The organism is Nonomuraea sp. B12E4, assembly GCF_039871825.1.
GTDB lineage: Bacteria > Actinomycetota > Actinomycetes > Streptosporangiales > Streptosporangiaceae > Nonomuraea.
The window spans coordinates 39,154-55,218 of record NZ_JBDPME010000034.1; the positions used below are offsets into that span (position 1 = coordinate 39,154).

Annotated in this window: 14 protein-coding genes; 9 read left to right on the forward strand and 5 right to left on the reverse strand. The window is 70.5% G+C overall.

Annotated elements, in window-relative coordinates:
• The first annotated feature begins 29 nt into the window (after nt 1-29).
• Complete coding sequence (locus ABGB18_RS42950; protein ID WP_347701487.1) at nt 30-1,226, forward strand: transposase; 1,197 nt, start codon at nt 30-32, stop codon at nt 1,224-1,226.
• Between the two features lie 43 nt (nt 1,227-1,269).
• On the opposite strand, the gene ABGB18_RS42955 is transcribed toward ABGB18_RS42950, so the two are convergent.
• Both ABGB18_RS42955 and ABGB18_RS42960 read right to left on the reverse strand, forming a co-directional pair.
• A complete protein-coding gene (locus ABGB18_RS42955) occupies nt 1,270-2,034 on the reverse strand; it encodes a GNAT family N-acetyltransferase (protein ID WP_347701453.1) in 765 nt (254 codons plus the stop codon).
• Nucleotides 2,035-2,423: 389 nt separating this feature from the next.
• A complete protein-coding gene (locus ABGB18_RS42960) occupies nt 2,424-3,572 on the reverse strand; it encodes a serine hydrolase domain-containing protein (protein ID WP_347701454.1) in 1,149 nt (382 codons plus the stop codon).
• A gap of 123 nt (nt 3,573-3,695) precedes the next feature.
• Here ABGB18_RS42960 and ABGB18_RS42965 point away from each other — a divergent pair, with 123 nt between their 5' ends.
• The 3 genes from ABGB18_RS42965 to ABGB18_RS42975 all read left to right on the forward strand — a co-directional run bounded on the left by ABGB18_RS42965 (nt 3,696) and on the right by ABGB18_RS42975 (nt 9,252).
• Nucleotides 3,696-6,824, forward strand: a complete 3,129-nt coding sequence (locus tag ABGB18_RS42965) for a BTAD domain-containing putative transcriptional regulator (RefSeq protein ID WP_347701455.1) — start codon at nt 3,696-3,698, stop codon at nt 6,822-6,824.
• Nucleotides 6,825-7,299: 475 nt separating this feature from the next.
• The gene (locus tag ABGB18_RS42970) at nt 7,300-8,544 is read left to right on the forward strand and encodes an MFS transporter (RefSeq protein WP_347701456.1); all 1,245 of its coding nucleotides are present in this window, start codon (nt 7,300-7,302) and stop codon (nt 8,542-8,544) included.
• An 81-nt stretch (nt 8,545-8,625) separates the two neighbouring features.
• Nucleotides 8,626-9,252, forward strand: coding sequence for a helix-turn-helix domain-containing protein (locus tag ABGB18_RS42975; RefSeq protein WP_347701457.1), 627 nt, complete (start codon nt 8,626-8,628; stop codon nt 9,250-9,252).
• 19 nt (nt 9,253-9,271) lie between these two features.
• Here the strand turns inward: ABGB18_RS42975 and ABGB18_RS42980 are convergent, their stop codons facing one another.
• Complete coding sequence (locus tag ABGB18_RS42980; RefSeq protein ID WP_347701458.1) at nt 9,272-10,249, reverse strand: helix-turn-helix domain-containing protein; 978 nt, start codon at nt 10,247-10,249, stop codon at nt 9,272-9,274.
• A gap of 554 nt (nt 10,250-10,803) precedes the next feature.
• Between ABGB18_RS42980 and ABGB18_RS42985 the strand changes: the two genes are divergently transcribed.
• A complete protein-coding gene (locus tag ABGB18_RS42985) occupies nt 10,804-11,289 on the forward strand; it encodes a carboxymuconolactone decarboxylase family protein (protein WP_347701459.1) in 486 nt (161 codons plus the stop codon).
• 107 nt (nt 11,290-11,396) lie between these two features.
• Here ABGB18_RS42985 and ABGB18_RS42990 read toward each other — a convergent pair whose 3' ends face one another.
• Complete coding sequence (locus ABGB18_RS42990) at nt 11,397-11,996, reverse strand: TetR/AcrR family transcriptional regulator (RefSeq protein ID WP_347701460.1); 600 nt, start codon at nt 11,994-11,996, stop codon at nt 11,397-11,399.
• Between the two features lie 78 nt (nt 11,997-12,074).
• Between ABGB18_RS42990 and ABGB18_RS42995 the strand changes: the two genes are divergently transcribed.
• Genes ABGB18_RS42995 through ABGB18_RS43005 form a run of 3 tightly spaced genes read left to right on the forward strand, consistent with a single transcriptional unit; the run spans nt 12,075 to nt 14,037 of the window.
• Complete coding sequence (locus ABGB18_RS42995) at nt 12,075-12,905, forward strand: alpha/beta fold hydrolase (protein ID WP_347701461.1); 831 nt, start codon at nt 12,075-12,077, stop codon at nt 12,903-12,905.
• Nucleotides 12,902-13,153: a helix-turn-helix transcriptional regulator gene (locus ABGB18_RS43000; protein WP_347701462.1), complete on the forward strand. Its 252-nt coding sequence runs from the start codon at nt 12,902-12,904 to the stop codon at nt 13,151-13,153. Before ABGB18_RS42995 ends, ABGB18_RS43000 begins: the two co-directional genes overlap by 4 nt.
• Nucleotides 13,154-13,155: 2 nt before the next feature.
• Entirely contained in the window at nt 13,156-14,037 is an 882-nt protein-coding gene (locus ABGB18_RS43005) for an alpha/beta fold hydrolase (RefSeq protein WP_347701463.1), read from the forward strand.
• Between the two features lie 84 nt (nt 14,038-14,121).
• Here the strand turns inward: ABGB18_RS43005 and ABGB18_RS43010 are convergent, their stop codons facing one another.
• Nucleotides 14,122-14,505: an ArsR family transcriptional regulator gene (locus tag ABGB18_RS43010; protein ID WP_347701488.1), complete on the reverse strand. Its 384-nt coding sequence runs from the start codon at nt 14,503-14,505 to the stop codon at nt 14,122-14,124.
• A gap of 103 nt (nt 14,506-14,608) precedes the next feature.
• Here ABGB18_RS43010 and ABGB18_RS43015 point away from each other — a divergent pair, with 103 nt between their 5' ends.
• Complete coding sequence (locus ABGB18_RS43015; RefSeq protein WP_347701464.1) at nt 14,609-15,859, forward strand: MFS transporter; 1,251 nt, start codon at nt 14,609-14,611, stop codon at nt 15,857-15,859.
• Nucleotides 15,860-16,065 lie beyond the last annotated feature (206 nt).

Here is a 16,065-nt window from a genome sequence, read left to right on the forward strand (position 1 = left end):
TGTCGGTGACGGTCGGTAGTTTGATCGGCGTGTCCCGCTACCGGCTCCAGCCCACGCCTGCCCAGGAGGCAGCGCTGCTGGAGCATTGCGGGCATGCCCGCTTTGTGTGGAATCTGGCCGTGGCGCAGCACGCGCATTGGAAGCCGGGGCGTAAGTGTGCGCCGGGGTTCGCCGAGCAGTGCCGCCAGTTGACGGAGGCGCGAGCAGAGTTCGCGTGGCTGCGCGCGGGATCGATCGTCGTGCAGCAGCAGGCGCTCAAGGACTTCGCCCAGGCCATGGCCAACTTCTTCGGCAAAACGCACCGCAAGCCAACCTGGCGCAAGCGGGGGCGAGGCGAGGGGTTCCGGATCGTCGCCGTCAAGGCGAGCGATGTCCGCCGCGTGTCCCGCAATGTCGGCGAGGTGCGGGTGCCCAAAGTCGGCTGGATCCGCTTCCGGTGGTCGCGCGTCGTCCCCGAGGGTGTCAAGTCCTACCGGATCACCCGAGATAAGGCTGGACGCTGGCATGTGGCGTTCGCCGCGATCCCCGAACCAGTGCCCGCGCCGGGGACGGGCGAGATCGTCGGTGTGGACCGGGGTGTGGCCGTGTCGGCGGCGCTGTCCACTGGGGAGATGCTGGCCGCGCCCGGCCTGCGCGCCACCGAGAAGGCGCGCCTGTTGCGGTTGCTGCGCAAGCTGGCCCGCGCCGAGCGTGGCTCCAACCGCAGGGGCACGGTCAAATCCGCGATCGCCAGGCTGAAGGCGCGCGAGGCCGACCGGCGCAGGGACTGGGTGGAGAAGATCAGCACCGACCTGGCGCGCCGGTTCGACGTGATCGCCGTTGAAGATCTGAAGGTCTCCGCCATGACCCGGTCGGCGCGCGGCACCATCGCAGCGCCCGGCCGGAATGTCCGTCAGAAGGCCGGGTTGAATCGGGGCATCCTCGCCGCGGGGTGGGGCCGGCTCGTGACGCGCTTGGAGCAGAAGGCTCCCGGCCGCGTCGAGAGGATCGATCCGCGTTTGACGTCGCAGACCTGTAACGCCTGCGGGCACATCGCCCGGGAGAGCCGCGAGAGCCAAGCCCTCTTCGGGTGCGTGGCCTGCGGGCATCAGGACAACGCCGACGTGAACGCGGCCAGGAACGTCAGGGACACGGCGGCAGGGCATGCCGTTGCTGCGCGGGGAGGCTCGCCGTCGGGCGGGCTGGTGAACCGCGAACCTCAACGCGACCTCCTCCAAGTGGAGTAGTTGTTGCTGTTGGAATCCCCCATCCTCCAGGTGGGGGAGGATGTCAAACTCTCTCCACTACATAGAAGGACTTCTCGCAGAACCCGGTCACCTGGCAGCCCTCGGCCATCAGGCCCCCGAGCACGTCGCGGACGGCGTGCCGCCACGCCTTCGCCGTGCCCGGTTCGGTCCGCCGTAACGCCTCGATGTCGGCGGGCAGGCCGACCAGCAGCCGCGCCGCGTCGCCGCGTCCGGCGACGGGCCGCCCGCCCTCGTCCGCGAGCGCCACGACGGCGTCCTGCGGCACCGGCGTGGCGTACGGCGCGCGGCGCGCGAGCGCTTCGACGTGGGGCGCGGTGAGCGACCAGGAGGCGAACAGGCGGTCGGTCTCGTCGCCCTGGTTGATGGCGTCGTCCATGACGCCGTAGAAGCAGGGCAGGTACTCCTGGGGGCGGGCGCCGAGTTTGGCCAGGTTGAAGTGGGCGTTGCGGCGTACGAGGGGATCGAAGGTCCAGGTGACGCGGTCCAGGCCGCGTTCCAGGGCCCAGTGCCGCTGGTGCAGCTTCAGCTCCAGCCCGACGCCTCCTCGCGGCGCCGCGCCGGTGATGTGGGAGTGCAGCGCGCCGTCCGCGGCGAAGAACCCGACCGACCCGCCGACGAGCCGGTCTCCGTCGAAGGCCCCCGCCACGTAGTTGCGGGCGTGCGCGAACGCGCACATCAGTTCCAGCGTGACGGGCGGGTCGCCGGGTTCGAAGTGCCAGATCTCGTCGTACAGCCCGAGGACCCGCTCGAACTCCGCGACCTCATGGAGCTCCCTGACCGCGATCAACTTGCCGCCTTTCCTCCTGGACGTTCCCTGGCGACGGTATGCCATGGTGCGGTCGGCGTATTCGTGCCGGACTACCAAGGAGAAGCCACGCGTTAGTCGAAGCGCACCGGTGTTCCTGCCCGATCTGGACGATCTGCGGGAGTTCGTCGCCGAGCTGGGGGTGACCCAGCGGGTCGAGCAGATCCACCGGGCGACCTGGTGCAAGCCCGCCCAAGTGATCACGCTCCAGCCTGGCCCCGCGCCACCCCGTCCCCCGAAAACAAGACCAACAGAAACTCGCCGCCTGAGAAGAACCCGCAGACCGGAGATTGAATAGGACGCTGAGAGAGTGTTGTTGAACTGGCAGGGGCAGCCGGGCGAACATATGCCCTGCTGCCCGATCCTGGTGCTTACGCGCCGATCGTGATGCCGAGTTCCGCTTCAGCGAGCTTGAAGAGGAGGCCAAAGCTGCTCTCGGCCTCGGTGTTGGTGTGGAAGGCGATGGTGTGCTCGCCGTCGGGGGTGCCCAGCACGCAGAACATGTGTCCCCAGTAGCTGCCGGCCGCACCGCGCACGGTACGCCCGCCCGTCGCCGCCTTGTCGAGCTCGAACAGGCCGAGGCCGTAGCGGGTGTGCGGCAGCCAGCCGACGCCTTCGGTGGAGACCGTGGTCCACATTTTGCGGTGCTGCGCGGGTGGCAGCAGGCCGCCGCCGGCCACGGCGTTGATGAAGCGGATCATGTCGCTGGTGGTCGAGACGAGGTTTCCGGGCATCCAGGAGGTGTTGAACTCGGTGACATCGAGGGGCTGGAGTCCGGGTTCCTCCATCATCGACTCCCAGTTCTCCGGGGTGACGTCTGCCGGGTCGACGCCGTCCTTGTAGAACTGGGTGGAGTACGCGCTCGGGTGCGGGCCGCGGTATCCCGTGTCCCCTTCAGGGCGTACGTAGGTGGCGGTCAGGCCGAGCGGCTCGATGACCGTGCGCTCGACCTCGCTGGCGTAGGTGTTGCCGGTGACCTTCTCGATGATCGCGTGAGCGAGGTAGAAGCCGCCGTTGGCGTAGACGAAGCGCTCGCCGGGCTGTCCGACCGGCGGCTGGGACACCGTCAGCTTCAGCAGGTCCTCGAGGGTCCAGACGTCGAAGCGGTGCTCGGCGAATCGGGATCGGCTGGCGTAGCCGGACACCAGTTCCGGCGCGAGACCTGTGGCGAACAGGCCGGCGGTGTTGCTGAGCAGGTGCCTGATGGTGATCCTGTCGCCGTCGTAGCCGCCCGCGTTCAGCACGCCGGGCAGCCACTTGTTCACCGGGTCCTCGATGTCCAGCCGGCCCTCGGCCTCCAGGGTGAGGATCGTGGCGGTGGTGAAGGCCTTGCCGCCGCTGCCGATGGGCAGGTACTCGCCCGGCTCGCGCCTTGCCCGAGTGGTGAGGTCGGCTACTCCGGCGGTGCCGAACCAGGTGCCGTCGGCGTCCTTGACCTCGGCGACGATGCCGGGGATCTCGAGTTCGGCCACCGCCCACTCGAGCAGCTGCTGCGTCTTGTCGTGCCCGTTGCCTGTCATGTCGTGCCTTTCACAGAGCTGTCGTTGATGGTCTCGACGATGCCGGTCGGCGATGACAGCGCTCTTACAGCGCTACGACAGGCGGCGCGGTCGCTGTAAGCGGGTCCTCATAGCCTGGTGGCCATGCGGATTGAGGTGCTGGGGCCGGTGCGGGCCTACGGCGGTGGTGGGGCGTCGATCGACGTCGGCGGGGTCAGGGTTCGTGCGCTGCTGGCCAGGCTGACGCTGGCCGGCGGGGAGGTGGTGGCGGTCGATTCGCTCATCGACGGGCTGTGGGGCGATCGCCCGCCGCGGGAGAGCGTCAGAGCGCTGCACGCGCTGGTGTACCGGCTGCGGCGGGCGCTGGGCGAGGGCGAGGTCGTCGAGCTGGCCTCCGGTGGATACCGTCTGCACGTACGCGCCGAGGACGTCGACGCCTACCGCTTTGAGAAGCTGGCCAAGCAGGGCCGTGGCGAACTGGCCGCCGGTGCCGGACGGGAGGCGGCCGCGCTGCTGGGTGAGGCGCTGGCGCTGTGGCGGGGCGACGCGCTGGCCGACGTGCTCGACGCCCCTTTCGCCGGTACAGTTGCCGCCCACCTGGAGGAGCTGCGTGCCGCTGCCACCGAGGACCGGTTCGAGGCGGAGCTGCTGCTGGGCAACCACGGCGAGATCCTGGCCGATCTGCAGGCGGAGACCGTGGCGAATCCGCTGCGCGAACGGCTGGCCGTACTGACGATGCGGGCGTTGCACGCGGCCGGCCGCCAGTTCGAGGCGCTGGCCCTGTACGAGGAGGTGCGCCGCACGCTCGCCGAGGAACTGGGCGTCGACCCCTCCGAAAAGCTGCGCAGGACGCACCTGGCGGTGTTGCGCGGTGAGAGCGAGCGCTCGGAGCGCTCCCGGGCCGCCCCGGGTCGTCTGCCGGCCCCGCTGACCGGCTTCGTCGGCCGGCAGGGGGAGCTGAAGCTGCTCGCCGGCATGTTGGAGAGCTCGCGGCTGGTCACTGTCGTAGGTCCGGGAGGAGTGGGCAAGACCCGCCTGGCAGTGGAGGCGGCGAGCCGGCATCGGGCCCATCGGCGCGGCCGCGTCTGGCTCGTCCCGCTGGCCGGGGTGGACACACCGGCCGGGTTGCCCAGGGTGGTGCTAGGCACGATCACCACGACAGAGGCCCTGCCGCCGGGGACGCCGCTCGATCGATCGGTCGCCCTGCTCGCCGGTGGCGAGGGCGTGCTCATACTGGACAACTGCGAACAGATCTCCGAAGCGGTGGCCGAGTTCGCCTGGCATCTCCTCGAGCGCCTGCCGAACCTGACCATCCTGACCACCAGCAGGGAGCCGCTGGAGGCCATGGGCGAAGCGTTGTGCCGGCTGGCCCCACTCGCCCTGCCCCCGGCACACGCGGATCCCGTCCGCGCCGCGCAGGCGAGCGCGGTACGGCTGTTCCTCGATCGGGCAGTCGCTGTACGGCCCGGCTTCGCGCTGGACGAATCGACGGCGGGCCCGGTGGTGGACATCGTGCGCCGGCTGGACGGCCTGCCGCTCGCCCTGGAACTGGCCGCGGCGCGGCTGCGTACGATGAACGCCGACGAGCTCTCCCGACGGCTGGATGATCGCTTCCGGCTGCTCAGCACCGGCAACAGGACGGCGCAGCCGCGGCAGCAGACGCTCCGAGCGGTCATCGACTGGAGCTGGGACCTCCTCACCGATCAAGAGCGGACACTCACCCGCCGGATGTCGATGTTTCCGGCCAAGGCCGGACTCGGCCCGATCGCGGCGGTGTGTTCGGATGACTCCGTGGAAGACGTCGCCCATCTGCTGGATTGCCTGGTCGACAAATCCATCGTGGAGCGGGCCGGCGACGGCTACCGGATGCTGGAGACCATCCGGGCCTACGCGGCCGACAAGTTCCTGCCTGCCGGGGAACGCGAAGCCGTACGGCACGAGCTCACGCGCCACTACGCCGGCCTGGCCGAGCGACACGAGCCGCTGCTGCGCTCGCACCAGCAGGTGGAGTCGCTGCGGGTGTTCGACTTCGAGTACGACAACCTCGTGTACGCCCTCCAGACGGCCATCGACGATGGCGACGCCGAGACGGCGGCCCGGATCCTCGGCCCGCTGTACTGGTACTGGGACACGCTGCGTTATGACGGCCGGGCCGATGCCTACGTGGCGAGGATGCTGGAGTACGGGGATGTGCTGCCCCCGGCGGCCAGGGCCGCGTTCACCACGATCCACCTGCTGGCCGGTGGAGGTGACGCCGAGCGGTTGCGGGCGGCGGTCGAGGACTGTGCGCGGACGGGCGCGCTGCTGCGCTATCCGATGCTGCTGACCATGACGCTGACGGCGGCCTTCATGGCCGGCCTGGACGACCTGGTCGATCGGGAGATCACCCGGGTCCGGGACGGCTCGGACGGTTGGGCCATCGCGCACACCCACCTGGTCGAGGCGGTGCGCAGCCGTACCCGCGGAGACTGGACGGGCGCAGCGAGCGCGGCGGCCAGCGCGTTGCGCGCGTTCGAGGGGGTGGGTGACCGGTGGTGGACCGCGATGATGCTGAACGGCACGGCGCAGATCCATGCCATCGAGGGCCGGCACGACGAAGCGGTCGCCGACTTCGAGCGCAGCATCTCGATCAGCACCGGCCTCGCCTGGCAGGAGGAGATCTCATCCCGGCTCGGGCTCGCCACGCAGCGCATGCGCGCCGGCGACCTGAAGGGCGCCGTGCACGACCTCGAAACCGCGGAACAGGCTGCCTGGGACCGCGGTCAGCCCATGCTGGAGATCCAGGTCCATGCGTGCTCGGCAGAGCTGTACCGCCGCCGCGGCGAAATCGACCGAGCCGATCGAGAACTCGACCGGCTGGAGAGGCTCGCCCGCCAGCTGTCCCTTCCCACCGAGACGAGCCAGAGTCTCCTGCTGCCCGCCAGGACAGCGAACCTCCTTACCGCCGGTGACGCCACACGCGCGCGCGAGCTGCTGCCCGGCGCCGTCCAGGCGGCACAGGTGAACATGGACCTTCCGCTGGCCGCCCAGCTCCTGGCCCGGCTGCTGTCGCTAGAGGGCGATCCGGCAGGTGCGGCCACCGTCCTCGGCATGAGCGAGGTCATCCGCGGCACTTTCGACCGTGGCGATCTGGAGCTGAGCGCGCTCGTGGCCACCCTCGTGGACCGGCTCGGCCACAACGGCTATGCCAGGGCCTATCAGCGGGGCGCCGGCATGGCCTGGCAGGAAGCGATCGACAACCTGATCAACACCCGCGTGGAGTCACCGAGTTGATCGACTGGTTGGCATGTGCGGCTGACGTCTACTCCCGGCCATATAGCGCCGAAATCCTCGACCATTTACCGACGCGAGCGGGACGTGTCCGGCCGGCTCACCGACTCCGGCTCCGACCGCTACGCGTGGCCTGGCTCGCCGCGGTCGTCCACCTGGCCGCCACGGAACGCGCCCTCATCCTGGCAGCCCAGCGAGTAACCCCGATCCAGCCCATCGAGCCCGATCCGCCCGCTGGGTCCGGTCCGTCCCCGCCGGGCCCACCTCGGTGCCCTGTCCTCGTCGCCGGAGCAGCCGAACGGACCGGAGCCGCCCCGAGCCCGCGGAGAAGGCCCGTACAGCCACGGCCTCCTCGCCTGCCCGCACAACTTCCCGTTGTACGGGCCGGCGAATCGGTTGTTTGATCCCAGGTCCACGAGTCGCTTGGATTCCCATGGCCGACAGGTGGTTGGTCGGAACGGGGAAGGGCGGGTGGCGCATGGCGGGTCGGCGGGCGCTGGGGCGGCGGTTCGGGTGGTTGTGGGCGTCGTATGCGGTCAGCGCGTACGGCACGAGTCTCGGGCTGGGGGCGTTCCCCTTGATCGCGGTCCTCGTGCTGCACGCCGGGCCCGCCCAGGTCTCGGCGCTGTCGGCCGCCGGGCTGGCGGTGGGCGCCGTACTCGCGGTGCCGTTCGGACCATGGGTGGAGTTTCGCCGCAAGCGGCCGGTGATGGTGGCGATGGATCTGACCCGGTTCGCGGCGTTGTTGAGCATCCCCGTCGCGTACGCGCTCGACCAGCTCAGCTTCGCCCAACTCCTTGTCGTCTCGATCGTCGTCGCCGCGGCCAAGATCGCCTTCAACGCGGCCAGTGGCGCGTACCTGAAGGCGCTCGTGCCCCCGGCGGACCTGCTCGTCGCCAACAGCCGGTTCGAGTCCACGACATGGATCGCGACCTTGGCCGGGCCGCCGCTCGGCGGGGCGGCGATCGGGATGTTCGGCCCGGTGACGACGGTGCTGGCCGACGCGGTCAGCTACCTGCTGTCGGCCCTGGGCATCCGCGCGATCGGCGGCAGCGAGCCGCGCCCCGCGCGAACCGGCGCACCGCGGTCGCGCGCCGGTGATCTGCTCGAAGGGTGGCGCTGCATCCTGGCCCACCGGGCGCTGCGCCGGCTCTTCTGCAACGCGATCCTGGTCAACGGGCTGATCATGGCGACCGAGCCGCTGTGCACCATACTTTTGCTGGGTGACCTTGGGTTCGCGCCCTGGCAGTACGGTCTCGCGTTCGCGGTCCCCTGCGTCGGCGCCCTCGTCGGGGCGCGGCTGGCGAGCCGGCTCGTGGCGCGGTTCGGGCAGCGGAAGGTGCTGCTCACCGCCGGAGCGCTGCGGGCGTGCTGGCCTGTCGGGCTGGCGTTCGCGCAGCCCGGCGTCGCCGGGGTCGTGCTCGTCATCGCGGTGCAACTCGGGCTGATGACCTGTCTGGGGGTGTTCAACCCGGTGCTGGCCACGTACCGGCTCGATCACACCGCCCCTGACCGGGTCGCCCGAGCTTTGTCCGCGTGGTCGGTCAGCGGCAGCCTCACCATCGCGGCGTTGACCGCCGTGTGGGGGCTGCTGGCCGCCGTCACCGGTGTGCGCGCTGCGATCGGGATCGCCGGAGTCGTCCTCCTGGCCACCCCGTTGTTGCTGCCGCGCCGCCAGGACGCGCCGCGGGCCGCGGAGGAGCCGGCCGCCAGCCGACCATGACGCGGTTGTGGCCGGGGCTCGTCGATGACGTACCCTGGACCGAATTGGAAAGCCGTTCCGGATAAGCAGCGAAGGAGACTCGTGACGGAGTACAGGGCGCCGACCGGCTCCGCGGATCCGGGCGCGCTCGCCGGCGCGCCGCGCCGGCTGCGCGCCGACGCGCAACGCAACCTCGACTCCCTGCTCGAAGCGGCGAAGACCGTCTTCGGCACCTCAGGCGTGGACGCGCCCGCCAAGCAGATCGCCGACCTGGCCGGCGTCGGCGTGGGAACGCTCTACCGGCACTTCCCGCAGCGCTCCGACCTGGTCAAGGCCGTGTTCCACCGCGAGGTGGACGCCTGCGCCGACGCCGCCCCGGCGCTGGCCGCGGCGCACGCGCCGGCCGTGGCGCTCGCGACGTGGCTGCACCGCTACACCGAGTTCCTGGCTACCAAACGCGGGCTGGCCGCCGCCCTGCACTCCGGCGATCCGGCGTTCGACGCCCTGCCCGGCTACTTCATGCAGCGCCTCGGCCCGGCCCTCGGGTCCCTGCTCGACGCCGCGACCGAGAGCGGCGAGATCCGCGCCGGCATCAGCCCCAAGGACCTCCTGTACGCCATCGCCCACCTGTGCCTGCCCGTGGAGGGCGAGGGCGTCGCCTACAGCCGGCGCATGGTCGCGCTCCTCATCGACGGCCTGCGCTACGGCGCCGGTACGCCTGCGCCCTGAAGCGTACGGGGGCAGGGCCTCATTCCGCCGCGGGCACGCCGGCCGTCGCCGGTGGGAGCTGCTGGGCCCGGTATTCCTGCGGGCTCATCCCGTACGCGGAGTGGAAGGCGCGCGTGAAGACGGCCGCCTCGGAGAACCCCCAGCGGGTGGCGATGGCGTGGATCGGCTGCCGCTCGGCGGCGGGTTTCATCAGGTCACGGCGGCAGCGTTCCAGCCGCTGCTGGCGGATCCACCTGGCGACGGTCACGTTCTCGGAGGCGAACAGCCGGTGCAGGGTGCGTACGGAGATGTTGTGCGCGGCCGCGATCGTCGAGGGGGACAGCCGGTGGTCCCCCAGGTGCTCCTGGATGTGGGCGTGGATGCGCAGTAGCAGGGCACGCTGTCCCGTCTCGGGAGGCAGGTCCGCGTCGAGATGATGGCCGAGAAGCATGGCGACCATGTCGGTCAGCGTGATGCCGAGCCGCACCAGGTCGGCCGTCGAGTAGGAGCTCTCGTCGGCGGCCAGGCCGCCGAGGAAACGCGCGACCAGACCGCCGACGCCATGACCTCCAGGCAGCACCCTGGCGATGCTCTGCTCCACCGCGCGCCTGGGTAAGGGCAGCAGGCCGCCCGGGAACGACACCAGCAGCGCCTGCCCCCCGCCCGTCCTGACGTGGAACGGGTGCGAAGTGTGATAAAGAGCCATGTCGAAGCCCCCCAGCGTGATGTGCTTCCTGTCCTGTGTGAGGCCGATCGGGGTGCCCCGGCTGCAGATGAGGTAGTAGACCTCCGGGTCGGACTGGCGGATCAGCCGGGTCGTACGGGAGGCGTCGCAGTCGTCGATGACATGGGAGGAGACCTGTACGGCTCCCAGGTCCAACGCCTCGATCCTGCCGTGGAACCGGTCCCGGTTGTCCGTGTTGAACCACACCGGCGCCACGAGCTGCGACATGTGTTCCAGCCAGCCGTCGAACCGCTCACCAGGAGGAAGCTCGTTGGTGGACATGATGAGTTGCACGGAATCCCCCTTGCGACCGTCTTGCGCTTCCCCCTGTGATCTGGTCGCGCCGGACGGAACCACTCACAAAATGCAGACCCCACCTTTTCACGAACGTTTCGGCTGTTCCTCCGGAATTGCTGTCGCCTGACCGCGGGGGCCTGGCTACTCGTGACAGTCGACCACCGTGAGCTCCTCGTCCCCGGGGACGGGATCGAGCAGGCTCCAGAACGTGCCGGCCCAGCGCAGCGACGTCTCACTCCACACGTTGTCGCGGTGCAGCAACGCGCCCTCGAACCGGCCACCCTCCTCGTTGTAGTAGCCGAAGCGCGCGTCAGGGTTGGTCTCCTGCTCGATGACGTACTCGTCCGGCCCGAGCTCAGCGAAGCGTCGCGGATGCCAGCGGCACCGGTGTCGCCCACCCGGACCAGCATCGTCTCGATCCCGACCGCACCGGTGACGTACGTAACATGGCCTGTGCTGTCACAAAGGTCGGGTCACCGGCATCTCTTGTTCGCCAACGCCGCGCGGACGATCCGAGCGGCACGCACGTGTACGAATGAGGATACGAAGCCATGGAACCCCGTTTCGACCTGATGGCCAACGAACTCGGCGCCAAGATCGCCAAGAGGGTCTACAACGTCGCCCTGGCGATCCAGCAGTCGCCGCTGCCACAGAGCACCCAGGACCTGGTGATGCTGCGGGCCAGCCAGATCAACGGCTGCGGTTTCTGCGTCGATTACCACACCAAGGATGCCGCGGCCGCCGGGGAAACCGCGGTCCGGCTGCACCTGGTCGCCGCCTGGCGTGAATCCACGGTGTTCACCGAGGCCGAACGGGCCGCGCTGGCGCTCACTGAGGAGGGCACTCGGCTCGCCGACGCCCACCACGGTGTGTCGGATGAGACCTGGGCCGCGGTGCGCGAACACTACGACGACGACCAGGTCGCCGCGCTGGTGTCCTTGGTCGCCATGATCAACGCCAACAACCGGCTCAACGTGATCGTGCGCAACCCGGGCGGCTCGTACGAGCCCGGCATGTTCGCCAGTATGTCGAGTTGACCGACAGGAGGCCTGCCCGCCGGCCGAGGTAACGCGGGGCGTGGGCCGCGGTGTCGCGGTGGTGAGCGAGGTCTTCCGCACTCCCGCCCGCGGCTGAATCCACCGCCTCAGCCGCGGGTGCTGGTCCGGGCGGCGGCGGACAGCAGGGTGAGCGCCGCCCGGCGGGCCTGCTCGCCCGCGCCGGCCGCATCGCGATGAGCGGCGACGACGGTCGCGCCCTCGACCAGCATGAGCAGTTGCCGGCCGAGGAGGTGGGGATCGGTGGCTCCGGCGCGGCGGGCAATGCCGGTCAAGAGGTCCAGGTGGCGGTCGAGATGGCGCGCGGTGATGGCGCGTACGGCCTCGACATGGTGCTGGGCGGCCGCGTTGAGCAGGGCGCAGCCGCGGAAGACCGGATCGCCGTACCACTGCTGAAGGGCGTCGAACACCGCGGCGAGCTGGTCATGGGGGTCGTGCCCGGCGGCCGCGGCGACCCCGGCCAGCCACCGCGTCACGCGCTCGCTGCGCTCGTGGAGCACAGCCTCTATCAGCCCTTCCTTGCTGCCGAAGTGCCGGTAGAGGGTCTCCTTGGATATGCCGAGGCGGGTGCAGAGCTCGGCGACGCCTATGCCGTCGAGTCCGCGCTCGTACAGCACCGGGATGGCCGCTTCGGTGATGGCGGCGCGGGTGCGGGCGGGGTCGATCGTCGAACCTCTGGCGACGGGCACGCCTCAGATGGTACCGATCGGTTCGATCGGCTGCTAGCGTCACGGATCGTACCGATCGGTTCGATCTTGGAGGCTTCGATGGCAGACCCGCTCGCCGCCGACCCGCCGCGCGACCCCGGCTTCCCGGCCACCACACCCGCGCTGACCTTTCACAGCGGCGGCGCGACCCTGCTGGGCGTGCTGCACGTGCCGGCCGGCCGGGGGCCGCATCCTGTCGTCGTGCTCCTGCACGGCTTCCCGGGGAACGAGCGCAACTTCGATCTCGCTCAGGTGCTGCGCCGTGCGGGCTACGCGTCGTTGGTGTTCCACTATCGCGGCTCGTGGGGCGTCGGCGGTTCGTGGTCGTGGGGCCACGTGCTCGAGGACGCGGCGGCAGTCGTGGCCGGGCTGCGCGACCGGGACCTCGCGGCCGCCCACCGGCTTGATCCGCGGCGGTTGGCGTTGATCGGCCACAGCCTCGGCGGCTTCGCCGCGCTGATGACCGCGGCGGCGGATCCGTCCATCGCCGCGGTGGCCTCGGTGGCCGGGTTCGACTTCGGTACGGTGGCGGCGCTCTGTCGTGCCGACCCGAGCGTACGGGAGAGCTATGTCGAGGCCTTCAACGGCGAGCTGGCCCCCCTCCGGGGCACCGGTGGGGAGGCGCTCGTCGAAGAGATGGAGGCGGCCGGCGAATCGTGGCGGCTGGCCGGGCTCGCGCCGCTGCTGGCGGACCGCCCGGTGCTGCTCGTCGGCACCAGCCTCGACACCGTCACCCCCCACGACGTCCATCACGAACGGGTCGTCGCGGCCTACGGGGCACAGCCCGTCAAGCACCTCGAACACCACGTCTTCCCCACCGACCACGCGCTGTCGGACCACCGCGTGACCCTGGCACGCACGATCCTGGACTTTCTGGCACGACACTCGTGAAGGGCGCACAGGCAGGCGCGCCGACGCGGGTGACGCTCACCTGGACGGCGTTGGGGCGATCGCCGGAAGCGACTGGTTGCGACGGCCTGTCCAGCAAGGAGATCGCCGCCCAGCTCTTCCTCGGCCCCCGTACGGTCGAGTACCACCTGTACAAGATCTATCCGAAGCTGGGCATCGGCACCCGTGCTGAACTGGCGCGGCTGGTAGTTCTACTGAAGGCACCCGTAGCCGCACAGGGCATGCTTTAGGAATGCAAAACGACATCTGGAGTGAAGAGTTCGGCGCCGCCGCTGATGAGCCGATCGTGCTGATCATGGGCTCGATGTCGCAGGGGATCCTGTGGCCGGACGAGTTCGTGGGCAGGCTGGCCGCCGGCGGGCGGCGGGTGATCCGGTACGACCACCGCGACACCGGCAGGTCCCGGACCGTGGATTTCGAGCAGGAGCCGTACACCTGGAACGACATCAAGGACGACGTGCTGCGGGTGATGGACCGGCACGGCCTGGAGAGCGCCCATCTGGTCTGCCATTCGGCGGGCGGGCTGCTCGGGCAGATGATCGCGGTGGAGCGGCCGGAGCGCGTGCGGACGCTCACGGTCATCGGCTCCTCGCCGCTCGGCGAGCGTGAGGGCATGGTGCTCATGCGCGCGCTGATGGGCCGGCCGCAGCCGGAGGGCAGCCTGCCGGAGCCGACACCGGAGTTCGTGGCCCACTACCGCGGGCTGATGGCCGCCCCGCCACCGGCCGGCCGGCGCGAGCGCATCGAGGCGATGATCGCCGAGCAGCGCGTGCTGCACGGCACCGCGCTGCCGTTCGACGAGGACGCCGCCCGCCGCCTGCAGGAGCGCGTCTACGACCGGGCCCGCGACCTGGACGCCGTGACGAACCACCGGCTGGCCGCCATGGCTGCCCCGGACTTCGAGCCGATGGGCGTGCTGCCCCAGGTCAAGGCGCCAACCCTGGTCATCGAGGGCACCCACGAACCGGCCAAGCCGGGCCACGGCGCGATCATCGCCGAGCGGATCCCGGGGGCGCGGCTGATGATGGTCGAGGGCCTGGGACACACGCTGCCACCGGACGTACACGAGGAACTGGCCCGCGCCATCCTCACGCACACCGCCGCGCCGCACTGATCTGGCGCTGGCGAACGCCCCGCACGCCGCACCTGGAGAGGTCTGATCGACAGCCTGAAGCGAACCGGCTGACCTTCCCGCGATCTAGCGCGTGAAGGTCTCGCCCGGGGCCGGCGCCCAGGCCGCGACGAGGTCGAGCAGGCCGGGGAAGCGGGCGTCGAGGTCGTCGATGCGTACCTCACTGCGGCGCTCCATGCCGTACTGGCGCTGCCGGATGACGCCCGCCTCGCGCAGCGCCCGGAAGTGGTGGGTGAGCGAGGACTTCGGCCGGCCCAGCCCGAACCAGCCGCAGGTGTGGTCGAACTCCTCCCGCTCCAGCAGCAGTTTGCGCACGATGTAGAGCCTCAGGGGGCCGCTCAGCGCGCTCAGCACCGTTTCCAGCCTCAGGTCCTCGACGTCCGGCTCCGGCAGCGGGTCCGGCAGCCCGTCCGGCTCCGGCAGCCGCCTGATGTCGTACGCCGTCGGCATCGATGACACGAGCACTCCCTCCACGACCCTCCCCTGTACGAATCTAATCGTACTGCATGTTAAGTTCGATTCGATTCGTACAGGCTCCATGTAGGGAGAACTCATGTCATTGAGCCGAACCACCGAGAAGCGGCACCGGCGGCGGCCGGCCGGGGAGGTCGTCTCGACGCCCATCCGGTGGGTGTGGCTGGCGGCCTGGCCGGTGACAGCGACCTTCGTCCTGTCGAACGCGGCGACCCCGCTCTACGCCCTGTGGCAGCGCGACATCGGCTTCTCCAAGGGCACGCTGACCGTGATCTTCGCCTTCTACATCATCGGGCTGCTGGGATCCCTGCTGGTCTCGGGCGTGGTCTCGGATCGGCTGGGGCGCAAGCCGGTCCTGCTGCCCGCGCTCGCACTGGCCCTGGCGGCCTGCGCGATCTTCGCGACCGCCTCGACGGTGACCGCGCTGATCCTGGCCCGGCTGTTCACCGGCATCGCGGTCGGAGCGGTCGTCTCCGCCGGCATGGCCGCGGTGAGCGACGTGGCCGGTCCACAGCGTGCCCGGCTGGCGGCCCTGCTGGCGTCGTGTGCGATGGTCTTCGGCGCGGGGTTCGGTCCGTTCCTCGCGGGCGTCGTGTCCGAGGCGCTCCCGGCGCCCACCACCACCGTCTTCGTGGTGGAGGCGGCGCTGCTGGTGACCGCGGTAGCGGTCGTGTGGCGGATGCCAGTCCACCATGCCGCCCCGACCGCCGGGAGCGCCGGGGGCGCCTGGATCCGGTTGCCCGGGGTCCCCCAGGGCGACGGCATGCGACTCCTCCTCGGCATCGCCGTCTTCGCACCGGGCATCACCGCGACATCCTTCGTCCTGTCGCTCGGCCCCTCGCTGCTCTCCGACCTGCTGGGCACCACCAGCCGGGTGGTCGCCGGGGCCATGGCGTTCGTGATGTTCGCCGCCGCCACCGGCGTGCAGTTCGCCGTCCAGCGGCTACGCAGGCACACCATCCTGCGTGCGGGCGCCGTGAGCACGACGCTCGCGCTGATCGCCCTCGTCGCCGCCGTGTACACGAGGTCGGTCCCGCTCCTCGTCACCTCCGCCGTGCTCGCCGGCGCCGGCCAGGGCATGGGCCAGCTCGGCGGCCTGTCCCTGCTCAACGCCGCCGTCCCGGCGCGGCGACTGGCCGAGGCCAACGCGGCCCTCAACGTCGGCGGGTACGTCCTGGCCGGGATCCTGCCGGTGTCGGCCGGCTACCTCAGCGACGCCCTCGGCCTGACCACCGGTACGACCGTCTTCGCCGTGATCCTCGCAGCACTGGCCATCGCCGGCGGCCTCACCGTCCTCACCGGCCACCGCCGCGCCCCAGAACCGGCCTAGCTTGCGTGGTCAGCGGAGGGCGAGCCGGTTGGGAGCCGTCGTTCCGTCCAACAAGCCTCGGGGAGACGCGATGATGGGCGATCTGCATCCCCCTCCAGTCAGGCGATCGAGCAGCCCGGCGCCCTGGACCGCGTACGGTCCGTTCCGCGGAGTCCCGGGGAACGCGGGGATCACGCCATGCGGCGGGCCGTGGCCGCTCGTTTCCT